At 66.4% G+C, this 20703-nt stretch carries 15 protein-coding genes and 3 pseudogenes; 2 read left to right on the forward strand and 16 right to left on the reverse strand.

Annotation, left to right across the window (positions count from 1 at the left end):
* Positions 1 to 8 precede the first annotated feature (8 nt).
* From ACE101_RS01250 to ACE101_RS01300, 11 genes are all read right to left on the reverse strand, one after another.
* Positions 9 to 455 (reverse strand): threonyl-trna synthetase, encoded by a 447-nt coding sequence (locus ACE101_RS01250; protein WP_379125716.1) that lies wholly within the window; start codon positions 453 to 455, stop codon positions 9 to 11.
* Between the two features lie 135 nt (positions 456 to 590).
* Positions 591 to 3839 carry an efflux RND transporter permease subunit gene (locus tag ACE101_RS01255; RefSeq protein ID WP_379125717.1) on the reverse strand — a complete coding sequence of 1083 codons (3249 nt, stop codon included), beginning with the start codon at positions 3837 to 3839 and terminating at the stop codon, positions 591 to 593.
* An 11-nt stretch (positions 3840 to 3850) separates the two neighbouring features.
* Positions 3851 to 5185, reverse strand: coding sequence for an efflux RND transporter periplasmic adaptor subunit (locus ACE101_RS01260; RefSeq protein WP_379125718.1), 1335 nt, complete (start codon positions 5183 to 5185; stop codon positions 3851 to 3853).
* A gap of 124 nt (positions 5186 to 5309) precedes the next feature.
* A complete protein-coding gene (locus tag ACE101_RS01265; RefSeq protein WP_379125719.1) occupies positions 5310 to 5615 on the reverse strand; it encodes a hypothetical protein in 306 nt (101 codons plus the stop codon).
* 349 nt (positions 5616 to 5964) lie between these two features.
* Positions 5965 to 6219 (reverse strand): hypothetical protein, encoded by a 255-nt coding sequence (locus tag ACE101_RS01270; protein WP_379125720.1) that lies wholly within the window; start codon positions 6217 to 6219, stop codon positions 5965 to 5967.
* Positions 6220 to 6316: 97 nt separating this feature from the next.
* Positions 6317 to 7651, reverse strand: a complete 1335-nt coding sequence (locus tag ACE101_RS01275; protein ID WP_379125721.1) for an ATP-binding protein — start codon at positions 7649 to 7651, stop codon at positions 6317 to 6319.
* On the reverse strand, positions 7648 to 8403 hold the full coding sequence (locus tag ACE101_RS01280; RefSeq protein WP_379125722.1) for a response regulator transcription factor: 756 nt from the start codon (positions 8401 to 8403) through the stop codon (positions 7648 to 7650). Before ACE101_RS01280 ends, ACE101_RS01275 begins: the two co-directional genes overlap by 4 nt.
* A 143-nt stretch (positions 8404 to 8546) precedes the next feature.
* Positions 8547 to 8801, reverse strand: a complete 255-nt coding sequence (locus ACE101_RS01285) for a hypothetical protein (RefSeq protein WP_379125723.1) — start codon at positions 8799 to 8801, stop codon at positions 8547 to 8549.
* Positions 8802 to 9268: 467 nt separating this feature from the next.
* Complete coding sequence (locus tag ACE101_RS01290; protein ID WP_379125724.1) at positions 9269 to 9508, reverse strand: hypothetical protein; 240 nt, start codon at positions 9506 to 9508, stop codon at positions 9269 to 9271.
* A gap of 377 nt (positions 9509 to 9885) precedes the next feature.
* Positions 9886 to 10056: a transposase domain-containing protein gene (locus tag ACE101_RS01295; RefSeq protein ID WP_379138418.1), complete on the reverse strand. Its 171-nt coding sequence runs from the start codon at positions 10054 to 10056 to the stop codon at positions 9886 to 9888.
* Between the two features lie 207 nt (positions 10057 to 10263).
* Positions 10264 to 12399: a heavy metal translocating P-type ATPase gene (locus ACE101_RS01300; protein ID WP_379125725.1), complete on the reverse strand. Its 2136-nt coding sequence runs from the start codon at positions 12397 to 12399 to the stop codon at positions 10264 to 10266.
* 65 nt (positions 12400 to 12464) lie between these two features.
* Between ACE101_RS01300 and ACE101_RS01305 the strand changes: the two genes are divergently transcribed.
* The gene (locus tag ACE101_RS01305) at positions 12465 to 12884 is read left to right on the forward strand and encodes a MerR family transcriptional regulator (RefSeq protein WP_379125727.1); all 420 of its coding nucleotides are present in this window, start codon (positions 12465 to 12467) and stop codon (positions 12882 to 12884) included.
* Positions 12885 to 12917: 33 nt separating this feature from the next.
* Here ACE101_RS01305 and ACE101_RS01310 read toward each other — a convergent pair.
* Positions 12918 to 14085: pseudogene (locus ACE101_RS01310) on the reverse strand (IS3 family transposase).
* Between the two features lie 979 nt (positions 14086 to 15064).
* Here ACE101_RS01310 and ACE101_RS01315 point away from each other — a divergent pair.
* Positions 15065 to 16182: pseudogene (locus tag ACE101_RS01315) on the forward strand (IS3 family transposase); the annotation flags it as partial.
* A 23-nt stretch (positions 16183 to 16205) separates the two neighbouring features.
* Here ACE101_RS01315 and ACE101_RS01320 read toward each other — a convergent pair.
* From ACE101_RS01320 to ACE101_RS01335, 4 genes and pseudogenes are all read right to left on the reverse strand, one after another.
* Entirely contained in the window at positions 16206 to 18272 is a 2067-nt protein-coding gene (locus ACE101_RS01320) for a recombinase family protein (RefSeq protein WP_379125728.1), read from the reverse strand.
* Positions 18262 to 18474: a hypothetical protein gene (locus tag ACE101_RS01325; RefSeq protein WP_379125729.1), complete on the reverse strand. Its 213-nt coding sequence runs from the start codon at positions 18472 to 18474 to the stop codon at positions 18262 to 18264. Before ACE101_RS01325 ends, ACE101_RS01320 begins: the two co-directional genes overlap by 11 nt.
* Before the next feature lie 456 nt (positions 18475 to 18930).
* Positions 18931 to 19394: pseudogene (locus ACE101_RS01330) on the reverse strand (transposase); the annotation flags it as partial.
* 569 nt (positions 19395 to 19963) lie between these two features.
* Positions 19964 to 20335: a hypothetical protein gene (locus tag ACE101_RS01335; RefSeq protein WP_379125730.1), complete on the reverse strand. Its 372-nt coding sequence runs from the start codon at positions 20333 to 20335 to the stop codon at positions 19964 to 19966.
* Positions 20336 to 20703 lie beyond the last annotated feature (368 nt).

Here is a 20703-nt window from a genome sequence, read left to right on the forward strand (position 1 = left end):
GAGCCCAGCTACGGGGCGCCCGCCGGTCGGTGTGAGGCGGATCCAAAGAGTTCGGCGACGTGGTCGGAGGCCGGGTGGCCGGCCTGCTGGCGGTGATGCTCCGAGCAACGGGCGAAGCCGCCGCCCTCGCTCACCATGACGATCTGCTCGCCCCAGCCAACCGCGGTCCGGATGCCCAGCATCACGCCCGTCGGCCACACCAGCGAGCGCAGATAGGGTCCGGGCTGGGGCTTGCCGTGTCGGCGGATCCCCTCCGCCAGGATCATCTCGTACAGGTCTGACCTTTCGGGATCGGTCAGGATCCGGCTGAACCAGATCACGCGCTGCAGGCCCTCGTCGCGGCAGACCTCGAGGACGATCTCCTGGGTGTCGCGGCCGGTGGCGGGTGCTTGGCCCTGGAAGTAGATCAGGGCCGTGATATTGGCCTCGCGGTCCACCAGGGTTGGCTTGGGCACCTCGGTCACCGGTCCCCAGGCTAGTCCGTAGGGCGCCTCTACCGACGGGAGCTCAGCGCCTCCGGCGGCTGCGGCCTGCAGGCCCCAGGCGAGCACGAGCGTGGCAGACAGCCTGCGACACCGGCCGATCATGCTCTACTCCGCCGCCCTGAGCTGTCGCGGTGCCGCCTTGGATGGACGCTCGGCCGCTTTGGTGACCGCAACCTTGCCGAAGCGGGCGTAGAGCGCGGGCAGCACGACCAGTGTGAGCAGCGTCGCGCTGATCAGACCGCCGATGACGACGGTGGCGAGCGGGCGCTGGATCTCAGCCCCGGTCTCGGTGGCGATCGCCATCGGAACGAAGCCGAGCGAGGCGACGAGCGCGGTCATGGCCACCGGCCGCAGCCGGGTCATGGCGCCCTCCAGAATGGCTTCCCGCTTCGGGCGGCCCTCCGCCACGAGCTGCTTGATGAAGGTCAGCATCACGAGGCCGTTGAGCACCGCCACGCCGGAGAGCGCGATGAAGCCGACTGCCGCCGGCACCGAGACCGGCATGCCGCGCAGCCACAGGGCGACGATGCCGCCGGTCAGCGCCAACGGTACCGCGCTGAACACCAGGAGTGCGTCCCGGGGCGAGCCCAGGGCCGAGTAGAGCAGCAGGAAGATGAGGAAGAAGCACACCGGCACCACGATCATGAGGCGCTGCTTGGCCGAGGCGAGGTTCTCGAACTGGCCGCCCCAGGTCACGTAGTAGCCGGACGGCAGTTGCACCTGGCTCGCCACCTTGGCTTGAGCCTCCGCTACCAGCGAGCCGATGTCGCGGCCCCGGACGTTGGCCGTAACCACGACCCGCCGCTTACCGTTCTCGCGCGAGATCTGGTTCGGACCGTCGGTGACCGAGAAGCTCGCCACCTGCTTGAGTAGGACCGAGCTCGCCCGGCCGTTCGGCCCTGGAGGCAGCGGCACCGGGATGTTCTCCAAGGCCTCGCGGTCCTCGCGCACCTTGTCGGTCAGGCGCACTACGATGGGGAAGCGCCGATCGCCCTCGAAGACGACACCAGCGTCGCGGCCTCCGATGGCCGCGCCGATGACTTCCTGGATGGCTCCCGTGCTGAGGCCGTAGCGGGCGGCTTCGGTTTTGTTGATCTTGATCTCCAGGAAGGGCAAGCCGGCCGTCTGCTCGACCTTCACGTCCTCGGCACCGTTGATGCCGCGCAGAACTGCCGCGACTTGGTTCGCCGCCCTCAGCATCGGCTCGAACTCCTCTCCGAACACCTTCACGGCGAGGTCGCCGCGGGTGCCGGCCAGGAGCTCGTTGAACCGCAGCTGGATGGGCTGTGAGAACTCGTAGACGTTGCCGGCGAGCTTGCCCACCGCCTGCTCGATCTGCTCCTGCAGGTCGGCCTTGCTCAAGGACGGGTCCGGCCATTCCTCCTGGGGTTTAAGGATCACGAAGGTGTCAGAGGAGTTCGGCGGCATTGGATCCGAGGCGACCTCTGCCGTGCCCGTCTTCGAGAAGACGTAGGCCACCTGTGGGAACTTCGAGATCACTTCCTCGATCTTGAGTTGCATGGCCTGGGATTGCGACAGCGACGTCGAGGGGATGCGGGTCGCGTTGAGGGCGATGCTCTTCTCGTCGAGCTGGGGGATGAATTCGGTCCCGAGCCGCGTGAACAGGGCGCCCGCCCCGACGAGAAGCAATAACGCCAAGCCGATGAAGGCGAGAGGCGCCCGCAACGCGGCGGCGAGCACCGGCCGGTAGGCCGCCTTGAGCCCCCGGATGATGAGGTTGTCCTTCTCGGTGACACGCCCGGTGATAGCGATGGCGATCAGCGCCGGCACGAAGGTCAGCGACAGGACGAAGGCCGCCGCGAGCGCGATGATGACGGTGAGCGCCATCGGCTCGAACATCTTGCCTTCGACCCCGGTGAAGGTCAGGAGCGGCACGTAGACGAGGATGATGATGGCCTGCCCGTAGAGGGACGGCTTGATCATCTCCTCGGCCGAGGCCCGCACGGTCTGCAGGCGCTCCTCGGTGTCGAGAATCCGGCCGAGCTCGTGCTGGCGCTCCGCGAGGTGGCGCAGGGCGTTCTCGGTGATGATGACCGCTCCGTCGACGATGAGGCCGAAGTCCAGGGCACCGAGCGACATCAGGTTGGCCGAGATCCTCGCCTCGACCATGCCGGCGAGGGTCATCAGCATGGCGACCGGAATGACCAAGGCCGTGATGATGGCAGCCCGGATGTTGCCGAGCAGCAGGAACAGGATGACGATGACGAGAGCCGCGCCCTCGGACAGGTTCTTCACCACCGTCTTGATGGTGGCCTCGACGAGGCGGGTGCGGTCGAGGACGGTCTGGACCTCGACGCCGGGCGGCAGGCTCTTCCGGATCACGCCCATGCGGGCGTCGACCGCGGCGGCGACGGTGCGGCTGTTCTCGCCGATCAGCATCAGGGCGGTGCCGACGACCACCTCCTGGCCGTCCTCCGAGCCGGAGCCGGTGCGCAGGTCGCGCCCGATGCGAACCTCGGCGATATCCTTGATCCGGACCGGCACGCCGCCCCGGGTCGCGACGACGACGTTCCCGATGTCGTCCATGGTCTCCAGGCGACCAGCGGCGCGGACGACGTAGCCCTCGCCGTTGTCCTCCAGGTAGCGGGCGCCCTGGTTGGCGTTGTTAGTCTCCAACGCGCGGGCGACGTCGGAGAAGGAGAGGTCGAGGGAGGCGAGTTTCGTCGGGTCCGGTTGGACGTGGTACTGCTTCTCGAAGCCGCCGATGCCGTCGACGCCGGCCACGCCCGGCACTGTCTTGACCTGGGGCCGGATGATCCAGTCCTGGACCGTGCGCAGGTAGGCGGTCTGCTCCAGCTCCGTACCGAGGCGCTGGCCCTCGGGCGTCAGGTAGCTGCCGTCCGGCTGCCAGCCCGGCTTTCCGGCTTCCGAGACCTTGCGCTTGTCGGGCTTCGCGTAGTGGACCGTCCACATGTAGATCTCGCCGAGCCCTGTCGAGATCGGGCCCATGCTTGGCTCGGCGCCAGGCGGCAAGTCCTGCTTGACCTGAGCGAGGCGCTCAGCGACCTGCTGACGGGCGAAGTAGATGTCGAGCTTCTCGGCGAAGACCGCCGTAACTTGAGAGAAGCCATTGCGCGAGAGCGACCGGGTATATTCGAGCCCCTTGATGCCGGCGAGTGCAGTCTCGACCGGGTAGGTGACCTGCTTCTCGATGTCGACTGGCGACAGCGAGGGCGCGGTCGTGTTGATCTGGACTTGGTTGTTGGTGATGTCGGGCACGGCGTCGATGGGGAGCTTCGTCACCGCGTAGCCGCCGAAGCCGGCGGCCAGCAGGGACAGCAGCAGCACGAGCCAACGCTGGTGGACCGAGAAGTCGAGGATGCGGGAGATCATGTCGCCTCTCCTCAATGGTCGTGATCGGCTTCACTCTTCCCGAGCTCGGCCTTGAGGAGGAAGCTGTTGCCGACCGCGATGTCCTCGCCCGGCTTCAGCCCGGAGACGACCTCGAAGGCATCATCGTCGGAGCGTCCGAGCTCGACCTTGCGCTTCTCGAAGCCCTCGTCCGTGCGGACGAAGACAACGCGCTTGCCCTCGACAGTCTGGAGCGCCGCCTTCGGCACCCGCACCGGGACCCGGTCCTGCGCGACCTCGACCTCCGCGGTGACGTAGGTGCCGGGGCGCCAAGCCATGTCCTTGTTCGGCAGGGCGACGACGACCCGGGCCGAGCGCGTGTCGGCGTTGAGAAGAGGACTGACGAAGATGACCTTGCCCTGCTCCTGTCGCTCGCCATCTTCCTGGCCCGCCTTGACTGCGACTGGCGCGCCCTCCCGGACCTTGGCGAGGTCGGCGGTCGAGACTGAGAGGTCGATCCAGACGGTCGAGAGGTCCGCGACGGTGTAGAGGTCGGAGGGGTCGCCCTCCTTGCCGACAGCGGTGCCGATGTCGACCTTGCGCTCGACAATGCGCCCAGTGAGAGGCGAGCGCAGCTCGTACTGGCGCAGCGTCGAGGTGTTCGGCGTCGCCTCGTCCTGCTTGGCGAGTTTGGCCACCTCCGCGGCGTTCAGGCCGAGTGCGGAGAGCTTCTGCCGGGCGAGGTCCTGGCGCAAGGCCGCCTCGGTATAGACGGCCTTGGCGTTCAGGTAGGCCGACTCGGCCGAGACCCGCTTGTCCCAGAGCGCCTGCTGCCGGTCGAAGTTGGTCTTCTCCAGTTCAGCCCGCACCACCGCGGTGAGGTACTCGCTCTTGGCATCGGCGACCTCGCGGCTGTCGAGGACGGCCACGACCTCATCCTTCTTCACGGCATCGCCGAGGCGCTTGCGCATCTCGGCCACGGTGCCGACGACCTTCGCCGGCACCCGAGCGATCCGGTCAGTGTCAGGCGTGATGGTGCCGGGCACGAGGATGTGCCGGGAGAGCGTCCCGCCCTCGACCTTGGCCACCTTGATGTCCTGGTTCTCGACCTGCTCGGCGGTCATCTTGATGTGCCCCTCCTCGCCCTCGGCTTCGGAATGGGCGTGCTCGCCTTCGGCGCGACCTTCGACACCGGCCTTCGCAGCTCCGGCCGAGGGGAGAGCCGCGGGCATCGCGGGTGTGGTCGAGATCGCGGCCGCCGGAGCGGACTTGGACGGGGTGAGGCCCGCCGAGGCGAGAACGCCTTGGACGAAGCCGGTTATGGCGGGAACGGCGGCTCCCAGGAGGACACCGGCGGTGACGAGGACTGCAATCAGGAGAATGCGCATGGTTGCCTACTCGGCAGGGATCCAGAGCGGAGGTTTGGGCGTCCCCAATTGGCCCCAACTCGTGGTGGGCCGGGCTAGCTCCCAGGCCGGGGGCGCTGGTTCGGACGCGCGCGTTCGTGCCGCCTCAGGCGCGTGGGGGCTTGGGCAAGCGGTCAGGAGTGAGCGAGGACATCGCCTCATTCACGCGAGCGTAGTGCGGCCGGGACCGGCGCGGGGTTAGCGTGGGCACCCCGACGTCCAAGATGGCCAGCACGTGGCAGCCGCAGTGAAGGTGCCCGGCCAAACCGGGGTCCCTGGCTTCCGCTCCACCCGGGGAAACGTCGAGCGAGGCGACGAGTTCGGTTTGCTCGTGGACGCGATGGAATACGACGTCTTCGGCGACATCAGATATCGGCGTTCCGATGATCAGCACCAGGATGAGCGCAACCATGCGGGCGGCGGTCGTCCACCACCCGGCCACCGCTAAGATCCTGTGGCGCCGTGCCGAGAACATCGTGCTCATTATGTGCGATTGATGCCCCGACTCACAAGCGAGAGCATGAATACCGCACACGACCGAGTTGCTGTTGTGGAGAAGCCCGCCCCGGCGGGCTGCCGGAGCGGGCCGTTCACGGTGCTTGAGGTGGGCTGGATCGCACCATGAAGGCGGTGCCACGGACGGGCGGGGGTCCGGCGGCGAGAGCGTAGCCGATGCCTGCGGCGAACAGGGCGAAGGCGATCAGCAGAGGTAGCATCCGCATGCCGGCACCCTCCGCATCCGAGCCTTCCCCGTCCATGCATCACTTGTTGCCGTGGCCGTGTCCGTGGTTATGACCGTCCTTGGCGGAGTGGGCCGGCTTGCCATCGGGCCCCTTCTCCTGCGCCTCACGTACGCGCGGGTCGTCCCGGTGGGTTGGCCCTCCCGAAACATTGCCCGTGTTCGGAACCACTAGCTCGGGCTTGTCGGCGTTGCCGTGCCCATCGACGGCCAAGGCCGGGACCGAGGCCCCGGCCAGCAGTCCTGCGGCAAGGGCGGTGGCGAGGATGCGCTTCATCGGTCTGTCTCCGATCTCATGGCGGCGTCTGCCGCCTTCGGAGGTGAAGATAGCCAAGCCATTTGTCTTCCGATCGCCGCGTTCGTGACAAAGTGTGTCAATTGCGGGAACCCGCTCTCGGGAGGCGGACCTCGGCCCGCAAGCCGCTCTCCGACCTGTTGTCGAGGCCGAGTGTGCCGCCCTCCGCCTCGATCGCCCGCTTGGCGATGGTCAGGCCCAGGCCGGTCCCACCCGTGTTGCGGTTGCGCGAGCCCTCCAACCGGGTGAACGGCTCGAACACGCGAGTGATATCCCCCGGCGGGATGCCAGGACCGTCGTCATCGACCCGCACCACGAGCGCAGCGTCCTCAATCTCCAGGCTGATGCGCACCCGCGACCCGTAGCGCACCCCATTGTCGACGAGGTTTTCCAGCGCGCGACGGATGCCTACGGGCCGCACGGTCGCAAGCGCGCGCCCGGGTCCCAGATACTCGACGTCGCGATCCGCATCCGTGGAGGCGTCGGCGATGCTCATCAGGAGGCTTGCGACGTTGGTGACTTGCTGGACCTCAGGGTCTGTGTCGCCGCGCAGATAGGAGAGCGTCGCGTCGATCATTGCCTGCATCTCATCGAGGTCGGAAGCCATAGCGTGGTGCTCGCTCTCGTCCTCCACGCGGTCGATGCGCAGGCGAAGCCGGGCAATGGGCGTGCGGAGGTCGTGAGAGACGGCCGCAAGCGCCTGCGTCCGCTCGCCGACCAGCCGATGAATGCGCTCCTGCATGGCATTGAGCGCTCGGCCGATCTCGCGCGTTTCATCCGGGCCAATCTCAGGAACCCGCACGACTGTGCCGTGCCCGATCAGGCCGGTGGCGTGTGTCAGCTCCCGCAGCGGTCCCGCGATCCAGTGCATCAGGACGACGGAGGCCACCCCGACGAGGATGGCCATGGCCGTGGCCAGGGAGGCCCAGGGAGCGGCATCGACCAGGCTCGGCGCGTGAGCCGACCGAAAGGTCAGGAAGCTCCCGTCTGAGAGCGGGAAGCTCCCGCGCAGGTCCTGCCGGTGGAGCGGCTCGTCCGGCGCCTCCAGGACGAGGCTGAGTCCTGGACCGAGGGTCGGCTCAAGGGTCAGGAGGCGGTCGCGCAGGTGGCGGAGTGCGGGGTTGCTCGTCGTCGCGCTGGGGGATGGCGCGCGTGGGTCCCAGCCGATCTCGAAATGGTTGGATGAGAGGGCTTTGGCCTCGGTTACACGCTCGCCCAGTGGGCGTCTCAGCACGGCTTCGCGCGCGAGAACGAGTTGCCGGGCGATCTCGGACGCGAACGCCTCGTCGGCGGCGGCCACGGCTGAGCGGCGGTAGAGCATCAGCGCCCCAGCATGGACTACGAGAACGGCCACAAGCAGGACGGCGACCGTCCGCCCTTCCAGGCTGCGGGCGAGTCCGATCATTCCCCTCATACTCGCACGACCTTGGCGGCTAGCATGTAGCCGGAGCCGCGCACCGTTTTGATGACGGGTGCCGAGCCCTCGGGTGGTTCGAGCTTGCGCCTCAGCCGGCTGACGAGGGTGTCGACACTGCGGTCAGAGGTCGAGGCGAGCCGGGCGCGGCTCATCTCCAAGATTTGCTCGCGGCCGAGCACGCGCCCAGGATGCTCAAGGAAAACCAGAAGCAGATCGTACTCTGCTCCCGATAGGTCGACGCCCGCTCCCTCTGGATCGCGCAACGCGCGGCTGCGCAGATCAAGGCACCAGCCAGCGAAGGTCAGCATCTCTGGCCGTGCTGCGGCGGGCGAGGGAACGATGGAGGCTCGCCTGAGCACAGCCCGGATGCGGGCGAGGAGCTCCGGCCGACCGAACGGCTTCGCTACGTAATCGTCGGCGCCGAGTTCAAGGCCGAGGACCCGATCTGCTTCCTCGTTTCTGGCGCTGAGCATGATCACTGGGATCGCGCTCTTGGCCCTGAGGGCTTTCAGCAGGTCGAGTCCTGATGCGCCCGGCAGCATCACGTCGAGCAGGACGAGTTCCACGCCGAGGTCGGGAAGGAGTTGCCACATCTCGGCGCCGCTTCGGCAGCCTGTCACCCTATACCCGCTTTCGCGCAGAGCGCGCGTGACGAGCATACGCATGCCGTCGTCGTCCTCGACGAGGAGAACGTGGCTCTCGGTCAGAACGGGCAATGCCGCGGCTCGATCTGGCACCGCTTCTCCCATCAACTTGTCATTGCACCTCACCGCAACGTGTCGCCGCGGTTGACGAGATCGGCCGCTCACAACTCTTGCATCCTGGGTGGGACGGTGCGACGCGCGGATTACGATAGCCCAACCGCCGCTCAGGCTAGAGCCGCGAGCGGCGGTCAAGCCATCCGGAACCAAGGCCTGCCGGCCTTATTCATGGTCGTAATGGCCGTGACCGTGACCGTGAACGACGAAGGGAACGGCCGGTTCATAGTATCCATGATGGCCGTAACCGTGGTGCCCATGACCCCTGCGATGCCCACCGCCATGACCCCAGCCGTGGCCACCGCCATGGCTCCAGCCGTGGCCGCCGCCATGGCCGTGGCCGTGACCGTGGCCGCCACCATGGCCGTGATCAAACGCAGATGCGCCACCAGCGCTGAACGTGGCTGCGCCCACGATCGCTACAGCAGCAGCCAGCTTAGCAAGCTTTACCATCGTCCTGCTCCTTGTGTCGTCCGGAGTAAGAGCACCTAACTCAACCGATGCAGCATCAGCGATTTCAAGCACTTAGCGGACGCAGAAAGCGGTTGTTCTAGGAGTTCGAAATCTTGACCTGTGTTGCCCTCGGCAGCTTCAGACAGCATCGACGCTGATTAGGCCGCCGAACCTGCTCTGCCGTGTCTTTAGCAAAGCACGTCTCAGTTGATGCTCATGCGCGCTAGCGCACAAACCGAGGCGAGCGCACCGTCAGTGCGTACGGGTTAGCGCGACGCAGCTGAACAGCGGCTGACGCCTGCTGCGATGGGGATCGCTGAGGCTCGCACATCCATGGATCGGTTTGCCCGCGTGGAGCGTTCCTGCCGGGTTTTCCACGATGGAGCCAGTGATGAGATCCTTCCTACTCGCCTGTCTGATCGCCGCGGCGCTCACCATGGGGCCGGCCGCCGCCTTCGCTCAGCATGTCGATGTTGGCCCCGGAGGCGTGTCGGTTCACGGTGGGGGCTCGGGCCACGGCCACGGGGAGCGCCGTGAACATGTGGAACGCCCGACTCACGGCGAACGGCACGGCGAGCGCCATCACGGTGGTGGTCATCACGGCGGCAGCCACGAGCGGACGACCGTGGAGCGGCACGGCCACTGATCGCCTTCCTGGAACGGCGAAGCTCCTGCTTGCATCTGTCGAGACGGCAAGCTTCGCCCTACAACCGCACGTGTTGCAGATTTGTCGAACGAAAGTGGAAAGGAAACGCGCATGAGGATCCCGCTTCTTGGTTTCTTCGCTCTGGCCATAATGGTCTCCGCGGCTCCGGCATCGGCGGCGCCCGTGGTGCCCGGAGCGACCAGCGCACCTGACAACGTGATTTCGGTGCAGCATGGTCACGGGCGTGGCCATGGCATGCGTGGCCAGCACCAGCGCGGGCATGGGTATGGTCACGGTCGGGGGCATCACCGCCGCGGCAGTCATCATTAAGACGCCAGGCAGGTCTCGCATCCAGACAGGTAAGCGTCAGACACTCACAGGTGCTCTGACGGGTTGTCGGCGGGTGTCCTGATCCAGGGCAACAGGGCGTCGAGGTTTTTCGCTGAGTGGCCCGAACTCATGCGGGCAAGCACCTCTGTGAAATAGGCATACGACTCGACCCTGTTGTTGCCCTTTGAAGACCAGACAGAGCCCCGTGGATTGATATTACGTGTATTTCTTTAGAGCGCAGCAGACACCTACAGGTACTTCACCAAACTGAGGAAGCTCATCAGGACACCAAGGGCTATAGCCAGCCTAATGATCGTGCGCTCCGCCCTTGCCCGGATGTGCGGTCGGACCTTTCGTCGCCGGAGGGGAGGCTGATGATAACTGGCTGCCCGTTCCTTCTTCATGGGCGCTGACCTCCCGTTTCAGGGCCGCCAGGTGAGCAGCCGCATAGCATTGGCAGTGACCAGCACTGTCGCGCCCGTGTCGGCCAGGATAGCAGGCCACAAGCCGGTGATCCCCAGCACCGTGGTCGCCAGAAAGACCGCCTTGAGACCCAGCGCAATGGTGATGTTCTGGCGGATGTTGGCCATGGTTCCCCGCGACAGACCGACCATGTGCGCCACATCGCGTACCCGGCCATGCAGGACGGCAGCGTCTGCGGTTTCCAGAGCGACGTCCGTGCCACCTCCCATGGCAATGCCAACGTTGGCTGCTGCCAGAGCCGGCGCGTCGTTGATGCCGTCGCCGACCTTGGCGACCACGAGCCCCTGCTCTTGAAGCTCGCGCACGATCCGCTGCTTGTCTTCGGGCAGCAGTCCAGCCCGAGCCTCAATACCGAGACTGGCGGCAATCGCCGCAGCTGTACGCGGGTTGTCGCCGGTCAGCATGACTGGCGTGACGCCGAGCGCGCGCAAGGCGTCCAGACCAACCCGAGCATCGGCGCGTGGCTCGTCGCGCATGGCGATCACGCCAGCCGCCATACCGTTGACGACCAGCACGGCCACGCTCTTGCCGGCGTCGTTCAAGGACGTGACCTGGTCGGTTTGCACAGCCGTTAAAGAACCCTGCTCGGCCGCCGCTTGCGGCGATCCCAGGAAGATCTGCTCGCCACCAATTGACCCAATCACACCTTTGCCAGGCAGCGCTCGGGCATCAAACGCCGGCGGCACCGGCGCACCAGCGGCCTTGGCCTGCTCCAAGATGGCCAGTGCCAAGGGATGGCTGGAGCCCTGCTCCAGCGCGGCGGCCAGGCTAAGAACCTCGGTGTCGCTCCGGCCGAAGGTCAACACATCCGTCACCTGCGGGCGGCCCTCAGTCAGCGTGCCGGTCTTGTCGAACGCTGCCGCGGTGATCCGACCTATGCTTTCCAGGACGGCACCGCCCTTGAGCAGCAGACCGCGCCGCGCGCCAGCCGATAGGGCCGCCGCAATCGCTGCCGGCGTCGAGATCACCAGCGCGCACGGGCAGCCGATCAGCAGGATGGCCAAACCCTTGTAGATCCATTCGCCCCAGCTCTGGCCGAGCACCAGTGGCGGGAACACCGCCACCAGCGCCGCAACCACGACCACGGCTGGCGTGTAGTAGCGTGAGAACCGGTCGATCAGGCGCTCGGTCCGTGCCTTGCTTTCCTGCGCTTCCTCGACCAGCCGGACCACCCGGGCGATCGTGTTGTCGGCCGCCGCTGCGGTCACGCGCACGCGCAGCACCGCATCGGTGTTGATCGTGCCGGCAAACACCGATGCGCCGGGTCCCTTGCGCACCGGCGTGCTCTCGCCGGTGACCGGCGCCTCGTTGATCGCCCCCTCGCCGTTGATGATCTCGCCGTCCGCAGCGATGCGGTCGCCGGGCCGGATCAGAATGGTGGCCCCCACCGGCACACGGTCGGCCGGCATCTCCTCGGTGCTGCCGTTATGCTCGACCAGGGCGGTTTTCGGGACCAGTGCCGTCAGGCTCTGGATGCTGGCGCGCGCCCGGCCGGCTGCAACGCCTTCCAGCAACTCCCCGACCAGAAATAGAAACACCACGGCGGCGGCCTCCTCGGCCGCACCGATGATCACTGCGCCGACCGCAGCGATCGTCATCAGCATCTCGATCGAGAACGGCGAACCGGCCCGGGCCGCCGCAAACGCTCGGCGAGCGATCGGCAGCAAACCAACCGCAACGGCCGCCGTATAAAGCCAGCGCTCATAGCCGGGCACGCCTTCTGCCAGCAGCCAGGCGAGCACGAAGGCCGCACCGCTGCTGATCGTCAGCCGGCCCTTAGTGCTCTCCCACCAGCGGCCCGCAGTAGCGCCGTCATCGTCGTGATCCCGCGTTCCTGCAGGTGCGTCCTTGGCCGGCAAGCGATGCGGCGGGTGGCCGATCGCGTGGAGCGCGCGCTCGATGCCCTCGGGGGGCAGGTCGTCGTTCGCAGTCAGGGTGAGCACCTGGGTGAGCGTGCTCACCTGCACGCCCAAGACGCCCGGCAGCCGCTTCACGGCTGTCTCGACTTTGCCTGCACAGCTTGGGCAATCCATGCCCTCGACACGATAACGGAGCGCCTTTGCAGAGCCTGCCATCAGCCAACCCTTTCTCTGTGGGCCGCTCTGGTACATCCTCTAGCGACTAGAGGAGCAAGTGGGAAATGGGCATTTCGATCGGGGAGCTGTCCCGGCAGACCGGCGTGAAGGTGCCGACCATCCGCTACTATGAAGGCGCAGGACTGATGCCACCCCCGCCGCGCACCGAGGGCAAGCAGCGCCGCTATGACGCCGCCGCGGTGGCGCGCCTCAACTTCATTCGCCACGCCCGCGAACTCGGCTTCGAGGTGGACACGATCCGCGAGCTTCTGGCCATGAACGCCCAGCCGGACCGCTCGTGCGCCGAGGTGGACCAGATCACCCGTCGCCATCTCGCGGCCGTGGACCGCCGCATCGCGCAGCTCACGGCCTTGCGTAGCGAGCTACAGCGCATGATCGAGGAATGCGGGCACGGCCGGGTTTGCGAATGCCGGATCATTCAGGTGCTCGCCGATCATGGCCAATGTGTCTGCGAGCATCACTGAAGCGCAGCATCAGAGGTCTGGACTTGCGTCGGATTAGTGGAGAGCGGTTTTGCTGGCGCCGCGGCTCTCGAACTGGGCCGGGCTGATATAGTCCAGCGCGGAATGGCGCCGGACCGGATTGTAGAAGCCATCGATGTAGCGGGCCAGGGCCTCGCTCGCCTCGGCCCGGGTGTGAAACACCGTGCGCCAGACCAGCTCGCTTTTCAGCGTCTTGAAGAAGGTTTCGACCATCGCATTGTCATAGCAGTTCCTCTTGCCTGACATTGAGATCAGCATGGCACGCTTTTGAAGCTCAGCCCGATACTCGATTGAGCAATATTGGCTGCCACGATCCGAATGATGGATCAGACCAACCAAAGATCCACGGACCGCTAGAGCTCGTCGCAGTGCTGTGAGCGCCAACTCTTTGTGGAGCCGGTCACTGACGGCCCAACCGACCACCCGCCGGGATACAGATCCAGGACGACCGCGAGATAGAGCCACCCCTCCCGCGTCCACACGTACGAGATGTCAGCCGCCCACTTCTCGTTCGGGCGCGCAGCCGCGAAGTCCTGCTCGAGCCGGTCGGGGGCAGCCGGGAAGGCATGCAGGCTGTCGGTGGTGCGCCGAAAGCGGCGCGGCTGACGCGCCCGCAAGCCGTTCTCTCGCATCAGCCGCGCCGTGCGCCGTCGCCCCACGCTCAGCCCCTGGTCCTGCAACTCGCGCGTCATCCGTGGGCTGCCGTAGGTCTCATGAGCGCGCGCGAAGCTTGAGCGGACGTGAGCCAGCAGCACGAGGTCCTCACGCTGTCGGCGTGATGCGGGACGGCTCTTCCAGGCGAAGTAGCCGCTCTGGCTCACGCCGAGAGTCTTGCACAGGCGTTGGACGGGGAACTCGTTCTTCGCCGCATCGATGAGCCGGAACCTCATCGACTTCCCTCCTTGGCGAGAAAAGCCGTGGCTCGCTTCAGGATCTCGCGTTCCTGGCGCAGCACCTCGTTCTCGCGCCGCAGCCGCTTCAGCTCGGCGGCCATGTCCTCCTGACGCTCGAAGGGCGGCGCCTCCATCTCGCGATCGCGCTGTCCGTCGATCCAGTGGCGCAACGTCGAGAGGCCGATGCCGAGATCCTCGGCGACCTCCCGGCGGCTGCGCCCGCTCGTGTGAGCAAGGCGAACGGCTTCGGCGCGAAACTCAGGAGTGAAACGCTTCTTGGCTTCTGGCATCGGAGACCTCGTCCCTCACGGAAAGAGCTCTCCATTTTTCCGGCGCAAGTCCAACAGCTCTCGGGCTTCTTGCTCGGAGGGCTGACATCGGTCATGGAACCTGTCGGCAGGCGGCGGGCGGTGTACGCAAGAGGAGCGGGAATTCGCCCTGTAACGCCGAGGTCTGTGTATCGTGTTCCGTTCCTTCGGCGGAAGAAGGACCGAACATTTGGGTTTGATCGGCGCCGCACCGGCTCCACCCGCCGTCGAGTATGCGTCTGCTCTCCCCGGCAGCAGAATAGCAAATGCCAATGCGAACACAACCATGTGCTTGATCATCGATCACTCTTCTTAGGAAAAAGCGAAATTCCGTTTTGCCGACGTTGAATTATCGCCGGACTGGAGAGGCTGCTGGTACCATCGAAGGCCTCGACCGAGGTTTGGTCCCTGGCGAAGCTTTGGCATCGTAGATCAGTCGCCGAGTACAAGCACGAGAAGGCCCGCCGTAATTGGGGAATACGATCCGGAGGCCGAAATGCCCGCTCGAAAGAGCCGACCTTGCTCTCGGTCGTCACTGTGCGGCTGTGCAGCGAGGCAGTCCACGGCACAAGTCGAGAAAGGACATGGCAGCGCTTCTGCTGCCCCGCACAGGCACAGTCGATCGTAGACACAACACCCGGATCGAACGAAACGTGGGCCATGTTATTAACATACACGAGTGGCAGTCGTAATCAAGTCGTATGCCCGAGAACAACGAGGACGACCCCACCAGATGTACCTTTGCTGTCTATCAGCCTTCTCTACCGGAGCTGCCTTGGCTCTCAGTTTGCCTGGGGCCGAACGGACAAGTGCGCGACGCACAAGCCTTCGTGACCCCCGAGGACGCCCACATCATCACGCAGAAGGCACGGGAGATCTGGTTGAACCACAGCCGGCAGTGATCCTCCCTCGGCTTCGCGGACAGCTCTGATACGCTCATGCTGAGCGGGGAAGGTGTCGGATGGCGAAGACGAGACGGGAGTTCACACCCGAGTTCAAACGCGAAGCCGTTGCTCTGCTGGAGAGCAGCGGCCGGCCGCAGATGCAGGTCGCGGCCGAGCTCGGGATCCAGCCCTCGATGTTGCGGCAGTGGCGGGCTACGCTGAACGGGGCCCCACCCCGACCGCGGCCGGCCGGATCGACGGGGATTGCGCCACCAAGCCCGGTTGCGTCCCCTTCCGATCAGGCTGCCGAGATCGCCCGACTGCGGCGGGAGCTCGACCGCACGCGCATGGAGCGCGACGTGCTAAAAAAAGCCATCGGCATCTTCGCGGAGATGCCCAAGTGACGTTCGCCTTCATCGAGCAGCATGCGCGGACCTGGCCGGTGCGTCTCATGTGCCGCGTGCTCGGAGTCTCACCCAGCGGCTTCTACGGTTGGCGGTCACGGCCCGAGAGCGCGCGCTCGGCCTCCAACCGCCAACTTCTGGACGACGTCCGGCGCATCCATGCCGCTCATCACCGGCGCTACGGCTCCCCACGCGTGCATGCCGCCCTGCGGGCCGAGGGCCGTTCCGTCAGCCGCGCACGGGTGGAGCGTCTCATGCGCCGGCACGGTATCCGTGCCCTGGCGGGTCGTCGGTTCCGGCCGTGTACGACCGACAGCCGTCACGATCTTCCCATCGCACCCAATCTCCTGAAGCAGGACTTCTCAGCCGTGCGGCCCAATACGGTCTGGCTGGCCGACATCACCTACCTGCCAACCGGCGAGGGCTGGCGCTATTTGGCTGCCGTCCTCGATCTGGCTACGCGCAAGATCGTCGGCTGGTCGATGCGCGATCACATGCGCACCGAGCTGAGCGTGGCTGCGCTGATGATGGCCGCCCAGCGGCAGCGGCCGGCTGCCGGGCTCATCTGCCACTCGGATCGCGGCAGCCAGTACGCAGCCGGAGCTTACCGGAGGCAGCTCGCCAGCATGGGGGCGAAGCCATCCATGAGCCGGACGGCTTGCTGCTACGACAACGCCCCGATGGAGAGCTTCTTCCACACCCTCAAGGTCGAGCTCGTCCATCAGCGACGATGGGCAACCCGGGATGAGGCGCGACGCGACCTGTTCGCTTACATCGCGGGCTTCTACAACTGCTCATCAGAACGCACACCTCGCTATGTTGTTGAGGCGAAGAGGGATTGTTGCGCCGGATGCGGTACCGCGGGGTGTTTGCTGCGGTTCAAAGCCTCCTGCGCGAGGGCTCGGGCGACCGGGCCGTCGAGAGCGGCGCGGCTGAACACCCAGGGTCCGTCGGCGAGCGGATGCACCGCATCGACCTCGCCCCGTTCCGCCGCCAGACGAAGCGTGCGCGCGGCGACGCCGACGCGGGCGGCGGCCTGGGTCAGGTTCAGCCAGGGCTCGTCTCCCTCCGCGGCCTCGCGGAACACCGGGATGCGGTACTGCGAGCGCAACGCCGTGACGCGCTCGCGCGTGAAGCGGTTGCCGTGACCCGTCCTCACGCCGTTGCGGTTGAGCACGCCCGCGATCACGTCGTCACGCGCGATCAGCGCCAGCGAGCGCACGGCCTCCACCACATCGGCAGGCGTACTGGTACGCTGGCCGCGTCGCCGACGCGGGAGGCGATGTTCGGTGTGGGCACCGCCGACCCAGTGCAGGGTGAGCACGATCTCGGCCCGCGCCTCGTCGAGGTCCGCGACCGCCTCGTGGATCAGGGTGCGCACGATCCGCTTCTTGAGCCGTGCGTCCGTCGTGGGCGACGACCAGACGCCCTGCAGGTCTGCGGCGAGCGTCTCCAGCGCGATCGGAGGAAGGGCGGGCCGGGGGGCGACCGCGTCGTGCTCGGCAATGCGCGTCTCGCAGGCACCGACCCGGGACAGAGCGCGGTTCCAGCGCGCTTCGAGTTCGCCGGCCACCAAACGGTTCTCGGGGTCGGCGGCATCGTACTGCCGGAAGGCGCGCTCGGCCGCGTAGCGCGCCGCCTCCAGGTCGCGCACCATCGCCTCACGCGCCTCGTCGCGTCGCGTGCTCGCCTGCGCCTCGGCTGCCCGCGCCGCCTCGATCGCGCCCGGCTGCACGACCGACAGGAGCGCGGCCTCGACCACATCGTCGACGCGCAGACCGCCGAACGCGATGCAGTTCGGCTCCCCATAGTCGATCCGCCCGCGCACGCAGGCGTAGCGCGGGATCTGTCCCTTGGCTCCGGTGTACTGCACGCTCAGCTTGCGCCCGCAGCGCCGGCACCGCAGCAGCCCCGAGAGCAGCGCTGCGCCGAGCTTGGGCGCGCCGCGGGAACTGGCCGGAACGTTCTCGCTCACCATCGTCCGGATCGCCTCCGCCCGCTCCCACTCCACGTAACCTTCATGCGCGCCCGGCTTCAACGCCAGCCACTCCGAGCGCGGCGTGCGCCTTGCCCGCGCCTTGGCGCCGGCCGCGTCGTAGCTGGCCGTGACGCGGCTGCGCCCGTAGGCGTAGGCGCCGCCATAGGCCGGGTTGGCGATGAACTCGCGCAGCGTCGAGTAGCGGGGACGGCGCCAGACGACCGGGCCAGCGTTGACGCGTGTCGGCAGATCGAGCCCGTGCTCCAGGAACCAGAGCAGGGCTTGGCGCACGCTGCCCAGCTCGGCCACCTTGTCGATGCCGAGGCGGATCGCGGCCTGCACGCGCCGGTCGGGATCCATCTCGAGCCGATCACCGACCTTGATGAAGCCCACGGGCGCCGCGACCACGAGTTCACCCCGGCGGGCCTTCTCGTAGCGCGCGGCGAGCGAGCGCTGGCGCAGGAGGTCGAGCTCGTACTCGTTGAGGCTGCCCTTGAGCCCGAGGAGCAGGCGGTCGTTGCCGAGACGCGGCGCGTAGATCGTCTCCTGGTCGACGAGCAGGGTATCGACGACGCGGCACATCTCCACGAGTTGCTGCCAGTCGCGGCTGTTGCGGGCGAAGCGGGAGACCTCCCGGGCGGCGACCGCGCCGACCTTGCCCAGGCAGACCTCGGCGACCATGCGCTCGAAGCCGGCGCGCGGCGTACCTCCGGCGGCCGAGCAGCCGAGATCCTCGTCGATGACTTCGACCTCGGTGAAGCCGAGCCCGACGAGGCGCTCGCGCATGGCGTATTGCAGGGCTTGGCTCTCGCGGTTGTGCTGGACCTGCTGCACCGAGGACTGGCGGACGTAGAGGACGGCCTTGCGAGCCCGGTGCTGGGGGCCGATCTTCTCAGCGCTCATCGGCGCCTCCGGCCCGGATATCCGACTGTGGCGTGCCGTCGGCGTGGGCGACGAGCAGGTGGGTCAGCAGACGGGTGAGGGTCTGCTGCGTCGCCGTCGGCAGAGCGCTCCAGGCCGGCGGCGTCAGCATCGACGGTTCTTGCGTCAGGCCGAGGTCGAGCTGCGGATCCGACCGGCGCGGTCGGCGCGGAGGCTGTGGCATGGCGATCTCCCGAGGGCTCGGGCGATGCTAGCTTTGCTCGGCGTGGGACAGGGCCTCCGTCGCCCCTCGCGGCGGCGAGGAGGGCGCGCAAGCTCATCAGTGCGGACAAGGCCGCGACCGGCTGCGCCGCGGCCCGCGTCGCGCTGCACGCGACGGGATCGAGCATCCAGACCGGGATCTCCTGCAAGCGCGCCACGGGCGCATCCGTCAGCGTGCAGCGCGCCGCCGTCCCGGTTGCCCGCTCGATCACGTCGTGGACACGGACCGCGCGCCCGGCCCACGGATGCCATCCATAGACGACGACGCCGTTGTCGCCCGCGCCGGTACTATGGGTCTTGTGGTGAGAGGTTGTACAATCGGCAACGCATCCACTCGGCGCTCGGCTATCTCACGCCCGAGCAGGCCGAACGGACCGCAGACTGATCTCCCTGTGTCCGCGAAGCCGAGGGAGGATCAGTGCAGCCGCCGGTAGCCGTAGCGCACCCGCGCAGCCGCCAGCTCCTTCAGCCGCATGCGCAGCGCCACCTGCGGATCGGAGCGCTTCCTGCAGCGCTGGGACGAGCGGCCGAACCCGGTGGCCTGACAGGCCCGTCGTTCGCTGATGCCGTAGGCCACCTGCAGGTGACCGGCGACCTCGCGGCGAACGGCGGGCCTCACCACTTTCGCTTGAGCACATCCTGCAGCATGGAGCGATCCAGCGTCAGATCGGCGACCAGCCGCTTGAGCTTGCCGTTCTCCTCCTCCAGCTGCTTCAGGCGCCGGATCTCCGGCACGCCCATGCCGGTGAACTGCTTCTTCCAGCGGGAGAAGGTCGGCTCGGACACGCCCATCTTCCGGCAGATCTCCTCCACCGTGCTGCCGTTCTCCGCCTGCCGGAGGGCAAAGGCGATCTGTTCGGTCGTGAAGCGTTTGCGAGGCATGGCATCCATCCTCCGTCGGAGTTCAGGATGCCCGAAAAACTTGCGCTCGGTGCGGACCAGTTTGCTGGGTCAGGGTCATCGCGACTGCCTACGTCACGGAGGACCACTCAAGGTCCCCGCTGCGATCCAGAGTGTACGACCTATCCGTTTGGCATCAGAGAGAACAGGGATCCTAATTCGAGATCGAGCGGTAGTGCTTGCGGCTTAGACTAAGGGAGATCGTGATGACAATGAAAATGCCTACCGTTTTGCTGTTGACCGCGGCGCTCACGCTCGCACCGGCGGCAGCCATGGCTCAGCACATTGATGTCAATCCAGGCAGGGTGCAGGTGCCGGGAGGCGGACACGGACCCCGCGTCGTGGAAGAGCATCGCGGAGGCGGCCACCATGAGCGCCAGGAAGGGCACCACGAGGATCATCGTGAAGGTCACGAACGTAGCGGGCACCATGAAGAGCGTCGCTGAAAACGGCCGACTGAGAAGTCGTCAGCTACTACCCGCGCCGAGTACGCGATGTAAAAACAAACCCGGCACCATTATATTGAAATATGTACTATCCGCGAGCTGAAACTAAGTTTTGGGACCTCGCAGGCGGTGATATAAAGCGCGCGCCGCGTCCATGTAATCCTGATCCTGGTTCTTGACACAGAAGGCTCGCAGGAAGTCTACTTGCTCCTGCAGCGGAAAAGATGGGGGCGTGAGATCAAGTCCCTCGTCCACGCCCTGAGGAGCCCGGATCAGCGCTCCGCTCATGAAGCCCTGTGCCCATGCGAAGTAATCACGCTGAAGCGCAGGATCTTCTCGGATTTCCTGGTTGAAGCGGGCGCAGGTCGAGGCGCCAAGGCCAACGATCTTGATGGTCTCGGCTGTAGCAGGACTTGATAACAGAAAGCCAAGTACCGCTGCCGTGAGGCTCGGGATCGGAAGCTTCGTTCGGTTCATCAAATGATTTTGAAGCAGCGCTCATTGGACGTCAACCTAGGTGCCTCCACCCCGGTCCCAGGGCAAACGCATGAACCCTGACGGGCGCTCGGCGCTGGCGGTGCTGGCGTAAGATGACGCGCTTCCGGCAGGAGGCGCGCCATGATCGAGGGTGCGATCGCGCTGGCCAACAAGATGGCCCGCGCGGCTTGGGCCATGTTGACGAAGAACGAAGACTTCAAGGTTCTGGTGCCGACGGCTTGATCGCTCGATCAATGTTGTAGCTTGGCATCGGTGCGTGGGAAGGTTGAAGAGAGGTAAGGACGGAACGATCGGTCAGATCGGGATCAGGAAAAGCAAGACTGGTTGACGAGCCTTGAGCTCGCTTG

The organism is Methylobacterium carpenticola, assembly GCF_042748905.1.
GTDB lineage: Bacteria > Pseudomonadota > Alphaproteobacteria > Rhizobiales > Beijerinckiaceae > Methylobacterium > Methylobacterium carpenticola.